Origin of the sequence: Microbacterium sp., assembly GCF_043427715.1 — a bacterium.
GTDB lineage: Bacteria > Actinomycetota > Actinomycetes > Actinomycetales > Microbacteriaceae > Microbacterium.
In genome coordinates, this window is sequence record NZ_JBHWTD010000036.1 from 1 (window position 1) to 10773 (window position 10773).

Annotated in this window: 8 protein-coding genes; 3 read left to right on the forward strand and 5 right to left on the reverse strand. The window is 64.9% G+C overall.

The features are described from left to right. Window positions 1-721: 721 nt before the first annotated feature. On the forward strand, window positions 722-1879 hold the full coding sequence (locus ACHFGS_RS03640; RefSeq protein ID WP_394279530.1) for a DNA cytosine methyltransferase: 1158 nt from the start codon (window positions 722-724) through the stop codon (window positions 1877-1879). A 65-nt stretch (window positions 1880-1944) separates the two neighbouring features. On the opposite strand, the gene ACHFGS_RS03645 is transcribed toward ACHFGS_RS03640, so the two are convergent. Beyond that, a complete protein-coding gene (locus tag ACHFGS_RS03645) occupies window positions 1945-4512 on the reverse strand; it encodes a DEAD/DEAH box helicase (protein ID WP_394279529.1) in 2568 nt (855 codons plus the stop codon). Then, window positions 4509-5453, reverse strand: coding sequence for a DUF1837 domain-containing protein (locus tag ACHFGS_RS03650; RefSeq protein WP_394279528.1), 945 nt, complete (start codon window positions 5451-5453; stop codon window positions 4509-4511). Before ACHFGS_RS03650 ends, ACHFGS_RS03645 begins: the two co-directional genes overlap by 4 nt. Before the next feature lie 591 nt (window positions 5454-6044). Here ACHFGS_RS03650 and ACHFGS_RS03655 point away from each other — a divergent pair. Next, the gene (locus ACHFGS_RS03655) at window positions 6045-6203 is read left to right on the forward strand and encodes a hypothetical protein (RefSeq protein WP_394289157.1); all 159 of its coding nucleotides are present in this window, start codon (window positions 6045-6047) and stop codon (window positions 6201-6203) included. A 351-nt stretch (window positions 6204-6554) separates the two neighbouring features. Here ACHFGS_RS03655 and ACHFGS_RS03660 read toward each other — a convergent pair whose 3' ends face one another. From ACHFGS_RS03660 to ACHFGS_RS03670, 3 genes are read right to left on the reverse strand one after another with little or no spacing between them, the layout of a single operon-like run. Then, entirely contained in the window at window positions 6555-7112 is a 558-nt protein-coding gene (locus ACHFGS_RS03660) for an NYN domain-containing protein (protein WP_394279526.1), read from the reverse strand. 56 nt (window positions 7113-7168) lie between these two features. Then, complete coding sequence (locus ACHFGS_RS03665; RefSeq protein WP_394279525.1) at window positions 7169-8866, reverse strand: ABC1 kinase family protein; 1698 nt, start codon at window positions 8864-8866, stop codon at window positions 7169-7171. A 6-nt stretch (window positions 8867-8872) separates the two neighbouring features. Beyond that, window positions 8873-9442, reverse strand: a complete 570-nt coding sequence (locus ACHFGS_RS03670; RefSeq protein ID WP_394279524.1) for a PadR family transcriptional regulator — start codon at window positions 9440-9442, stop codon at window positions 8873-8875. A gap of 246 nt (window positions 9443-9688) precedes the next feature. Between ACHFGS_RS03670 and ACHFGS_RS03675 the strand changes: the two genes are divergently transcribed. Next, window positions 9689-10729, forward strand: a complete 1041-nt coding sequence (locus tag ACHFGS_RS03675; protein WP_394289158.1) for a hypothetical protein — start codon at window positions 9689-9691, stop codon at window positions 10727-10729. The last annotated feature ends 44 nt before the right edge of the window (window positions 10730-10773 follow it).

Sequence of the window (10773 nt, forward strand, 5' to 3'; positions counted from 1 at the left end):
GCTACTTCAGCGAGCACTCCATGAAGCTCCTCAACACCACCGAGAAGGAGGTCGCGATCCCCGAACTCGCTGCAGCATAATCACAGAAGCTGATCTCGCACGGTGTTGAGAAACTCCACCACTCAGCGGGACGTCACCTCCGACGAGCTTGTCCTCCTTCGCATTGATCCCGAGAAACAGAGTCGTATCGACTCCCGCCACATCGAAGGCAACGGGGTGAACCTCTGACTTCCAGGTGCTGTCGGCGCCGAACTTGACCTGCGCGTGATGCTCGTCGGTGGGCCGACCCTTCGTAACTACCCTGGTCAGCCTGATGGGGTAGATGAGCAGACCGAGGCTCTCGCCTCGGTCAGTCTGCACTCCGAAGTAGAACGGGGCGCGTTTGTGATCGCTCGCCCAGACCACTCGGCCGCCGCTCTCCGTGATCGCGCGTCGCAGCAGAGCATGCATGTCCCCGCGACCGCTCGCCTTATAGACACGGGCATAAACCCTGCCAGCCAGGTCGGCCCTTGCCACGTCGTTCAATGCTGCTCCTCGGGGTGAAACTCACGATGGATCGGCGCGTCCTCCCCAGGCCGCATCCCAGTTGAAATCTCCACAGACCGCGCACCACTTCGGTGCATGTCGGGTGTCTGAGTCACACTCAGTCTCGACGATACTTGGAGGACGTGTTCGTCTCGTTCCTTCGGACGGTGCGCGTCATGTTGGAATGAGGTGGCAAGTGGCTGAGCAGCTCCCCGTCGTGAGTTTGTTCTCCGGAGCGGGCGGACTCGACCTCGCTGTCGAACGTGTTGACGGTGAACCTCTCGCGGGCGACGACCCGGGGAGCGGTCTACTCCGCGTCAGCGTTGCGACGGACTATAACGAGTCCGCGCTCCAAACTCTCAAGGCAAACTTCCGCGACACCTCGACTCTGACTGGGGATATCCGCAACGTCTCGACTGAGCAAATTCTCGCCAGTGCGGGCCTGAGGGCGAGCGAGCCGGTGCTGGTAGTCGGGGGGCCACCTTGCACCCCGTTCAGCAAGTCAGGCTTCTGGCTTGAGCAGAAGCGCGAGAGTCGCGACCCCAATGCGTCTTTGCTCGACGAGTATGTTCGGGTTGTACGGGAAGCGCGACCCGAGGCGTTCATCCTTGAGAACGTTCAGGGTCTGACCTACAAGACGCACAAGGCTCAGTTCGAGCGGCTCCTTAAGGCACTCGGCGAGCTGGGATATAACCCGCAATGGAAGGTTCTACTCGCCGCTGACTATGGGGTTCCCCAGCTGCGACGACGTGTCTTCGTGGTCGGTCGCCGAGACGGCGAGAAGTTTGAGTTCCCCGAACCGACGCATTCTGGATGGAGCGAACACTCCCGCGAGTTCGATACAAGTAAGCTCCCGCATGTCACTGCTGCCGAAGCATTTGAGGGCCTACCCCGTCTCGTGCGAGCAGCGGACGATGAAGTAGTCGACGGGAGTTACGGAGAACTTGCCGCAGAAGTTCCACCGGGACAGAACTACCTCTGGCACACCGAACGCTACGGCGGCCGCAATCAATTTCAGTGGCGGAGCCGCTACTGGACATTCCTCCTCCGCCTGGACCCCAACCGCCCTTCGACAACCCTCCAGGCGCAGCCAGGCCCCTGGGTAGGCCCGTTCCACTGGGAGAACGTGCTCACCACAGCCGGTGTCGAGCGCGCGCGCCGGCTCCGAGTCAACGAGATGCTCCGTCTCATGTCTTTCCCTGACGACTTCAAGATCGCAGGGGCGCGCGCTGACGTGCAACGTCAACTTGGCAACGCGGTGCCCCTCGAACTTGGCAAAGCCGTAGCGCGAGCGCTGATGACTCAGCTCGGATACATCGATGTGGCGCAGCGGCAGCTGGTCGTCGCTGGCTAACGGACGCCGGTCTCACAAGTCCTTCACGCAGCCCCCAAGCCGACGCGAGGTCTTGGATCAGCCCGTCAGTGAGTTCGCTTCCGGGCGGGAGTTCGCCGAGCAAAAGAGTCACGAATTTCTTGCACTTCGCGCTGGATCAGCTTCGGCAGGTCGAACCCCTCCAGATTCTGAGCGGTCAACCACGCCAGACACTCATCGGTTGTCCAATCGTCCGCCGTTACATATGCGGCGAGAGCAACGGTCGCAGTTCGCGAGAGGCCCATTGACATCAACACAACCTCGCTCGGCCGCGAGACGCCCAGCTCGAGCATCATGGGAAAGTCGATGCGAGCGTCCGTGACCTGTACACCCCGTTCTGCTGCGTACGCCGCCAACACATCCTGGTAGCAGGACAGGTATTTGGGGGCAAGGAAGCGAGCCACCGTTTCGATATCGGCCATAACCTCGCGGATTGCACTCGCGAGGGAGTCTCGTCGCTTCGCTCGTTGCTCAATCAGCGAACGAAGCTGCATCCCGCTCATCCAGTTCACGAGCAAGTTGGCTAGCTGCCACTTGCGCTTGTCGTCCATCGAGGATGCAGTTGGTCGACCGAAGGCGGTCGTCATGGTCGCGCCGATCCGCACAAGTGCCGCCTGCAAATCGTCGCGCGCGTTCGTCGCCTCCGGAAGCGGCAGGGCGTAGTCACCCGGCGGCAGACCGTCGGCCCGAAAACTGTCGAGCAAGCGGCTCATCGCGGCGGGCGCGATTCCGGAGTGGCGGGGAATGAAATCGACGGGATACTCAATGTCAGTTGTCTCTGCGGTAATCGCCTTCTGCAGTTCGAGTCGATCATCGTCGTCGGTGACGAGGGTGAGTTCGTTGCCTACCGAATGGCCGCTCGCCTGTCGGGCCGCCAAGTACGAGAACAGGGCTTCCGACGGGTTGTTCTGATCCGTGACGACAAAGCCTGAGCGGATGTACTCGAGGAGCGGCGTCGCGTCGCGCAACCCACGCTCGGTGGCAAGCTTCAGCTCGCCGCGACGACGGCTGAGCGGAAGATTCGGCCAGAGTTCGTTGTCGTCTGTGTCGACACAAACGATGTTGCCCTGGAACTCCTTTCCCCAACGACCGGCTCTTCCCGCAAGGTTCCAGAAGTCGGCTTCACTGAGAGGCTTGCCGCGGCCCTTCTGCGGGTTTCGCATGAATATGTTTCGGCACGGCAGGTTGACTCCTTCGAGGAGTGTCGAGGTGCAGATCAAGTACTGGATCTTTCCCTGCCCGAACAGCCGCTCGATCTCAGAACGAATCATGAGCGGCATGTTGCCGTAGTGGAAAGCGACACCGTGCTTGAGGACATCGACCAGAGCGTATTTCGGGTGCACGGCGGTCCGGATCAGCTCGAGAAGATCGGCAACTTCATCGTCGCCCGTGACCACGGGCAGTGTGTCAGCGATGTTTTGAGCAACCACCTCCGCATTGTGCGCGTCGTTGACGTACACAACGTTTCCCCCGCCCGTCCCGCCCATGGCGCGGGCTACGAAGGCAAGCCTCATCGGAACACGCGGTGCGCGGCGTTCCAGGGTGAACGAACCCAAGGGCAGGGGCTCGCCTTCGTGGATGAGCGTCACCGTCCGCTCCAGCGGCTTGCGGTGCACAGATTCAACCCGCAGTAGATTCTGGTTGACGGTTACAGCCTCGGAGAGCAGCGCCTCCGCTCGACTGCCATCAGGATGACCCGAGAGCAGCAGTTCTGGGTTGGAGCTCAGCGGACTCGCAAACATGGTCTGCATCGCCACGTGGTCGGCCACTGCTCGGTCGAGCACCTGGCGGAGAAGCACTCCGCGGTTGGCGCTGCCTAGCCCTTGCGCCTCATCAATGAACAACAGATCAATGACAAATGGATGGTGAGCCTGCTGGATGAGGTGGAGGCGTTCCTGAGTTACGACGACAACCCGTCGCGCGTAACGCTCCAGATCTGGGTCCCAGGGCATAGCAACAACCGCAGTACCTTCGGGCGCGGCTGCGCGAAACTCGGCCGCCACCTCCTCGACCAGCGCTCGCGTCGGCGCGAGGTAAACCCCCGTGAAACGGTCAACGTTACGCAGACGCTCAAGAAACCACTCGCGAACGATCCTTGACTTGCCAGCTGACGTTGGGGCCGACACGCTAACCCAGTCATTTCGCTGGGCGACATGCCAGAACTCGTCTTGAAACGAGTTCACAGCCAGGTCCTCGCCAGTGGAGAGGGGAAGAGTATGCGAAAGGCGTGCGTGTATGGCCTCAAGTTGCATTAGTGGCGGCAAGTGACGAATCGCATCTGCACCGATGTGATCGCGCTCGACAGCAAGTTCCACGCTTCGATGATTGCCGACTCGGCCGAGGATTGCGCTCGCAGCGATCTTATGTGCATATGCCGCGTCGGCGTCCTGGAGGCATGAAGCCGCAATGCGCAAGACCGTCTTCTGCGCTCGCTCACTTGAACTCCCCGTCAGAGCGCTTGCGTGCGACAGAAGAAAATTCCAGTCCGGGATCTCGCGCTCGGCGCGATCGTCAGCGATAGACGGGAACTCGTCCAACACCGCTTGCCTACGCAGCGCACGTACGGCTGCGGTGAACCGTTTCGATCCGAATACGGCATCCTGTATGCGCGTCATCCCTTCACCCCCAATGCAGCTCTGACGCTCTTCCGGAACGCATCCACGCTGGGGAACGGCACGCAGTAGACGTCGATCGAGATCGCAGCCAGGTCGTTGTCTGCTAGGCGGCGCCCGACCAGCCTCTGCCACCTCTCGATCGCCTTCTCCAACTCCGTCTTATGGGCTTCAGTCAATGCCCGGCTATTCGGGTAGTTCTTGTAGTCGAAGCCGATCAGGCAGACGGCGTTCCAGCGGACATCCACCGCGCTCGGATGGGACTCGTCGAAGTAGTCGAGGAGGTGAATCGCCAGCGATTGCTGCTCGACGTTGAGCTGATCCCTGAGCAACAGAAGATCTCTACGACGTTCAGCGCCGTCGGCGCGCAAGAACGGCGCCACGCTGGCGAAGCATTCCATAATGGCCCCGCTCGGTGTCTTATGGAGTTTGGATTCCCCCCAGAACAGGTCGAGCACCCCATCCTCAGATAGACGTGCATGCACCCCGTCGGATCCATGGAAATGAACGTTGCTACTCGTCTTCAGCGACATCTTCGTCATGATCTGCGGCAAACGGAGGATTCGCTCCATCAAGAGGAAGAGGAGCAGTTCTCCGCCCTCGCCAGAACCATCTGCATCAACGAAGAGTTCGCGGGCCTGAGACTCGAGGCGCGCAAACTTCGAAGTCGACCCGGTACGCACCAAGTGCTCCATCGCCTCAGAGATACGGTGCCTTGGGATGCAGTAGTCGATGGCAGCGGCAGCCATCGCGCGGCTGAGGAGCTCAATCGCAGGTGCACCGTTGGCGTCGGAACTGACATAGTGCGTCCTCACAGATGTGTGCGTGCCATGAATCACCTTCGCTTCCAGATGCTCGGTGAGGAAATGAGCAATCTCCATCGATTCCCCGCGCGCAAGCGAGGTCAGCAGCTCACGAAATCCATGTTCGCTTCCATCGCTCATGACAGGCCTCTGTACCCCCCTCCTGGCACGCACCAGTTTCGATCATGGACCACGGAGGTCAATTAGGCAGTCAACTGTGTACCCGCGGCGTTTCCCGCGCGAACATAGTCGTTCACTCGAGGGGTGATCCGGGGTCGGCCGCTGGAGTCGATCACGTGGACCCGGATGCCCGTTCAGCGGGAAGTTCAAGAGCCGTGATCGAAACCACCTGCGCGACGACTATGGGTGGTCGACTGCACGTATGCCCCGACCTGGTCGAGAATGGCGCTCACCGCGTGCGTCACCGATGAGTTCTCCGCCGGATCGTCGGGTGGCGCACGATGTCGAAGATGCCCGCCGACCTGCCGCTGGACGCCTTCGAGAGCCTCTATAGGCAGAGACCGCGTCGGCGAAGATGTCACCGGCGTCATCCAGCATTCGGACGCGGGGGCGCAATACACGGCCTTGCGGTACTCCGAGCGGCTCGCGGACGTCGGCGCAATCGAATCAATCGGGACAGTGGCGATTCGGACGATGATGCCCTCGCCCAGATGGTCGTGGGCCTCTAGAAGACCGAGAGCGTGAAGATCGACTGACCGTTCCGCACCGCCGATGAGTTCGAACTCGCGACGCTCTCCTGGGTGCACTGGTTCAACGAACCGGCTGCAATCCTCGATCGGCTACCTCACGCCGATCGAGAAGGAGAACGAGTACTACCGTAAGATCAACTCCCAGCGCCAGCCGGTGCTGGGAGAACTCGCCCTCCACTAACCCGGGGCGATTCACGCGAGGATCTCCGTGCTCGACGAAGTCGTTGATGAGGCCGCGCCGTAGCGAATCAGCGGCAAGCATGTCCTGCGACTCTTCCTGGCAACCCTGATCGCGGGGGCCCCTGTCCTCGGCGAGGGCCATGACGAGATCCGTTGGCCGCGGCCGAACGAGCTGCCTCTGGTCGAATGGCTACCGACGGATCGGCTTGCCCTGACGGCGGGGCGCCGCGCGGTCGAACAACTTGAATGACCGACATCGGACGCCTAAGTACCGAGGCCCTGAGCGCCAGCGAGTCCCCGCACAGCCCGCTCCCGGACGCGAGCGGGATGCTCACAGCAAAGCCGCAGACGCCTACCGCAGGAACATCCCCGGGTCGAACTCGTCGATCGGGATAATGCGGACGCGCGGCAGTTGCGCGTCGAAGGCGCCGGCGTCGAACTCGAGGTCGAAGAACCGCAGACCGGGGATCTGCGCGAAGCCCGCATTGCGGAACTCCTCGAACGCCAGCACGCCGAGCCGGCGCGACCCGTCGGCGAGCGCACCGATGTCGTCAACGAAGTCGCCGTCGTGGCTGACGAGCACCACATCGTCGGAGCGATCCCGCAAAGCGCGGAGCGTCCGCTGGATGGCGATGTCGACGACCTTCTCGTCCGCATCACCCGACAGCGGCACCGGTGTGTAGCCGAGCGCGAGGAGAGCCTGCACGAACGACATCGGCAGGTTCGTCGACGCGTTCAAGAAGAAGAGGCCCCGCACCTCCTGGTTCCACTCCCGCGCGAGGAAGGTCAGAATCCGATCCCACCGCGGACGCTCATCCGACTGCGGGCGCCGCCCGAGAATCGAGCCGCCGAGCGTCGCGTCGATGTTCTCGCCGTCGATGAGCACCCAGGTCTTGCGGTCAGCCGCCACGGCATCCTCCTCCACGCGCGAAGCGCGTCCGCCTCATCCTACGAGGCGCCCGCCCGCTACCGCCCGCGCCCCGCGAACACCGCGTGCAGCAGCGGCACGACGGATGCCACGAGCAGCACCCCTCCGAGCCCCCCGTCCTCCGGGCGCACCAACGCTCCCCCGACGACGAGCCCGGCGAACATGATCGACGACGGCAGCCGCCGCGCGACCTGCTCCAACCGGCCCACTCGCCGCTCCAGTCTCGGGTCGGTGAAGGACACCTGCCCATCTTCCACCCGCCCGACGAGCTTCTCGAGGCGCCCCGGCATGCGCGCGAGCGTCCCGGCGATCGCGGCGCCGCGCTCCAGCACGTCGCGCACGGCGTTGCCGCCCTCGTCGCGCACCAGTTGCGCGGCGTAGGGCTCCACGGCATCCCACAGATTGAAATCGGGATCGAGCGCGCTACACACACCCGACGTCAGCGACATCGCGCGCACGATCAGCAGGAAGTTCTCGGGCAGCTGAAACGGCAGCGCCCGCACGACGTCCTGAAACTCGAGCGCGAACGCGCGGAACTCGCGCGGATCGACCTCGCGCAGCTGCGCGAAGCCCATCCCACCGAACCGCGCGAACAGCTGCGTCATCGCCCGCTCGAGCTCGGTCGTGTCGGCCGACGGCAGCAGCACACCCACCTCGCGCACCGCGGCGACCAGCGCCGCCCCATCCCGCGCGGCCGTCGCGACCATCAGCCGCCTCAGCCCCCGGCGCAGCGACGGCGGCACCTCGCCCATCATCCCGAAATCGATGAACGTCAGCGTCCAACCGGGCCCCGTGGCATTCGGCGTCACGAAGATGTTGCCCGGGTGCGGATCGGCGTGGAAGAACCCGTGCGTGAACACCTGATCGAACATCACCGACGCGAACACCGACGCCACCTCGGCCGGGTCGATGCCCGCCGCCCGCAGCGCCTCGTGGTCGGTGATCTTGATGGCCGTGACGTCCTCGAGGGTCAGCGTGCGCCGCGACGTCCGCTCCCACACCACCGCAGGAACCGCGACGCGCTCATCGCCGGCGAAGTTCTCGGCGAACCGCTCGCCGTTCGCGGCCTCGTGCAGGTAGTCGATCTCCTCGAGGCTCGTCGCGGCGAACTCCTCCACGAGCGCAGGCGCATCCACCCGGCTCGACACCACCTTCACCCGGCTCAGCCACCGTCCCACCCGGCGCAGCGCCGCCAGGTCGGTGTCGACGATGAGCTGGATGCCGGGGCGTTGCACCTTCACGACCACCGTCGAGAGCGCCGCGAGCTCAGCGTCCTCCGCCGACAGCACGGCGCGATGCGCCTGCCCCAGCGACGCCGCTGCCACGGGCTCGGGCTCGAACGACGCGAACGCCACGGGCAGCGGCACCTGCAACTCCGCCTCCGCGACCGATCGGATGCCGGCGAGCGGCACCGCCGGCACCTCGTCCTGCAGCCCCTCCAGCTCGGAGGTGATCTCGGGCGGCAGCACGTCGAGGCGCGACGACATGAACTGCCCCACCTTGATCATCAAGCCGCCGAGGTCGACGGCCAGAGCGTGGAACCGGCGCGCGATGCGCTGCAGCCGGGCGGTGCGCCCGCGCGCGGCGATCGCTCCCAGCCCGATGCGCGGCAGGAACAGCTCGAACCACCATGTGACGGCGAGCGCCGCCCCCGCGAACCGCAGGATGCGGCGATACCGCGCCTTCGCCGCCCGCTCGTCCGGCACCGCCGAGCGCGCGGGACGATCCGAGGCCACCCCGGATCAGCCCTGGGCGAGCAGCGCGTAGAGCCGACGACGCGCGTCGTCGATGATCTCGACCGCCTGCTGCACCTGCTCCGGCGTTCCGGTGCGCGCGACCTGCGCCGCCGCCTGGGCGAGCTCGACACCGGCCTTCGGCAGCGCAGTCTTGCGGCCGCTCTCCCGCGAGGTGCTCTCCCACGGCGCGGAGCTCTGCGAAGCGGCATCCGCGTCGATCCGTCCCGCCTCGGTCAGCGAGTAGGTCTTTCGGCCGCCCGCCTCCTCGGCGGTGATGAGCCCCTCGTCGGCGAGCAGCTGCAGGGTCGGGTAGACGCTGCCGGCGCTGGGCTTCCAGCTGCCGCCGCTGCGCTCGTCGATCTCCTGGATGATCTGGTACCCGTGCATGGGCTTCTCGGCCAGCAACGTGAGGACGGCGGCACGCACATCGCCGCTCTTCATGCGCGGCGACGAGGTGCGCGGCTCGAACGCCGTGCGCATCTGATCGAGGGCCTCCCAGACGCCCGCGCCGAGGTCTCCCAGCCCGAACGTTCCGGGGCCTTTGCCGAACCCGGTTCCACCGAATGACGTGCTCATGACAGCTCCTTCGTATCGTGACCGATACTGAACGATATATCGTTCACGCGCGTTTCGGAAGGGGCCGGCTGCCCCGGATCAGGACTTTTTCGGCGGAGGTCCGGTCGGGGGCTGCCCAGGTAACGTCCGGGTAACGTCCAGAAAGGTGAGCCAGACTCGCTGACTTGTGCCCGCCCGAACGGGTGCACGCGCCCGCTCGCTCCTTTGAGCTGACGTGCTTTCCCGAAACGAAACGCTCCACACTGCATGCTTACTGATTCGAACGTCTCCCCTGTCCGCCGCAACAACCGCCAGGCCGATCGTCGCCTGCGGCGCCGCCCCTTCCTCGCGGCGGCCACCCTCACCACATCGCTCGCCGTCGCCGGCGCTGCGACCGCGATGGCACCGGCACCCACCGCCGGTGGCGCTGGCAACTCCGACGTCGTCTACAGCCTCGCCTCGTTCACCTCGGCCCTCCCCCAGACCATGGGCGGCGCCGTGACCAACGACGTGTCGGCTCGCGTTGAGACGGCGATCGCGAAGGCGGATGCCGCCATCGCGGCATCCGGACACATCACCAGCGAGATCGCAGGCTCCAAGCTGGAGGTCGGCGTGAAGGACACCGTCGTCGAAACCGAGGACCTCGAAGCCGCCATTGAGCACCTCGAGTCGATCGAGAAGATCCCGCTGATGGACATCGAGGGCGCGACCCGCGACGTCGTCGCCGAGACTGCCACCGTCTCCGCCGAGACCAGCTCGCTGCGCGGACACCTCGACGCTGCGATCGAGAAGGAGAAGGAGCGCATCGCCGAGGCGAAGCGCAAGGCCGCCGCGAAGGCCAAGGCGAAAGCCGAAGCCGAGCGCAAGGCCGCCGAGGAGGCTGCCGCCGCCGCGCGCGCCGCCGAGTCGTCGTCCTCTTCTTCGTCGTCATCGTCCTCGTCGTCGGGCTCGAGCTCGGGGTCGTCGAGCGCTCCGGCCGCGAAGGTCGCCGCGAGCGGCACCTCCGCCGGCGCCGCGCAGGCCACCGCCCGCTCGATGATGAGCAACTACGGCTGGGGCGGCGACCAGTTCAACTGCCTCGTCTCGCTCTGGAACAAGGAGTCGGGCTGGAACTACCGCGCCCAGAACCCCTCCAGCGGCGCCTACGGCATCCCGCAGGCCCTTCCCGGCAGCAAGATGTCCTCGGCCGGCTCCGACTGGCAGACCAACCCCGCCACGCAGATCGCCTGGGGCCTCGGCTACATCGACGGCCGCTACGGCACCCCGTGCGGCGCGTGGGGCCACTCGCAGTCCGTCGGCTGGTACTGACCTTCTGACACGCGGATGCCGCGGCGCGGCGCTCCTTTCAGACA